Source organism: Limosilactobacillus coleohominis (assembly GCF_016901675.1).
Lineage (GTDB): Bacteria > Bacillota > Bacilli > Lactobacillales > Lactobacillaceae > Limosilactobacillus > Limosilactobacillus intestinavium.
Genome location: NZ_JACJKU010000143.1, coordinates 1 through 1,463, shown reverse-complemented (window position 1 = coordinate 1,463; position 1,463 = coordinate 1). Strand labels below are relative to the sequence as shown.

Annotated in this window: 2 protein-coding genes; both read left to right on the top strand. The window is 38.3% G+C overall.

The window, feature by feature from the left end; translation table 11 throughout:
* Positions 1–52: 52 nt before the first annotated feature.
* Positions 53–577, top strand: coding sequence for a helix-turn-helix domain-containing protein (locus H5975_RS08070; protein ID WP_204785609.1), 525 nt, complete (start codon positions 53–55; stop codon positions 575–577).
* Positions 502–1,431, top strand: a complete 930-nt coding sequence (locus H5975_RS08065) for an IS3 family transposase (RefSeq protein ID WP_204785610.1) — start codon at positions 502–504, stop codon at positions 1,429–1,431. Before H5975_RS08070 ends, H5975_RS08065 begins: the two co-directional genes overlap by 76 nt.
* Positions 1,432–1,463 lie beyond the last annotated feature (32 nt).

The following is a 1,463-nucleotide window of genomic DNA, read 5'->3' as shown; positions in this document are numbered from 1 at the left end:
TTGAAGTGAACCCCCATAGTTGGACGAAAAATTCTAACTATGGGGGTTTACTATGACTAAATTTAGTCTTGAAGTTAAGCTTAAAGCTGTTCAAATGTATTTAGCTGGAATTGGTTCACGGACTGCCGCTCGAAGATTAGGGATTAAAGGGCATATGTCCGTACAGACATGGGTTGCTCGTTATCAAAAATATGGGGTTCAAGGTCTGGAAATTCGTTCATCAAAATATGATTATGATGGCGATTTTAAACTGAAAGTCTTAAACTGGAAAAAACAAAACAAAGCTTCATATTCACAAACAGCACTCCAATTTGATATTAGTAATTTTGGGACAATTGCTAATTGGCAAAGAAAGGTTAAAGAAGGTGGTATTGAGGCCTTGTTTACCAGGAGAGGACGGGCAAAACACATGACAACTAACCATAATCGCCAAGCTAGGAAACAGTTATCAGAATTAGAACGCTTAAAAGCTGAAAATCGAACTTTAAAAGTGGAGAACGAATATCTAAAAAAACTCGAGGCCTTAGTTCAACTTCGCGGACAGTCAAAGAAGAATATCAAATCATTCAAGAACTAAGGCATGAATTCAGATTTAGCTTAACGGAAATTTTGCCATACGCCACCATTAAGCGAAGTACGTTCTATTACCAAGCACATCGACATCAAGCCAAAGATAATCAAGAATTACTTAAAGTCATTAAAGACATCAAAAAGCAGAACCCTGGCTATGGATATCGTCCAGTAACCGATGAGCTACATCGCCGTGGAATCAAAGCTAACCATAAACGAGTTAGCCGTCTGATGCGTGAAAATGGGCTATCGTCGTTAATGTATAATCGACAGACCCGGAAATACAATTCGTCAATTGGTCCTCAAGGTAAAAAGGCCAAGAATCGGTTAAACCGTCGGTTTAACACGAATCGTCCTTATCAGAAAATGGTAACTGATGTGAGTGAGTATCGCTATGGCAATATGAGTCAGGATGAAAAGATTTATCTTTCACCAATTAAAGACCTGTGTTCTGGCGAGATCGTTAGTTATAATATTAGCGATCACCCGACGACTGATTTTGTGATGAAACCATTAATCGAATTAATTAATAAGCGCCCTGTACTAAACTATCGCATGACTGTCCATAGTGACCAAGGCATCCAATATCAAACCAATACATGGCGCCAAACACTAAAGAAGCATCGTATTTTTCAAAGCATGTCACGGCGAGCAACCTGTTTAGACAATGCATCAATGGAGAGTTTCTTTCATACCATGAAAGCTGAATTGTATTATGATCATCATTATCAAACCAAACAGGAATTGATTAGAGCAATGAAGGAGTGGATTGAATATTACAATCAATGTCGCATAAGGCACAAACTAAAAGGCAAGACGCCGATTGAATATCGGAATCTTGCCTTAGAAAAAGTTGCCTAAATTAAAGTGTCCAACTTATAGGGTTCACTTCA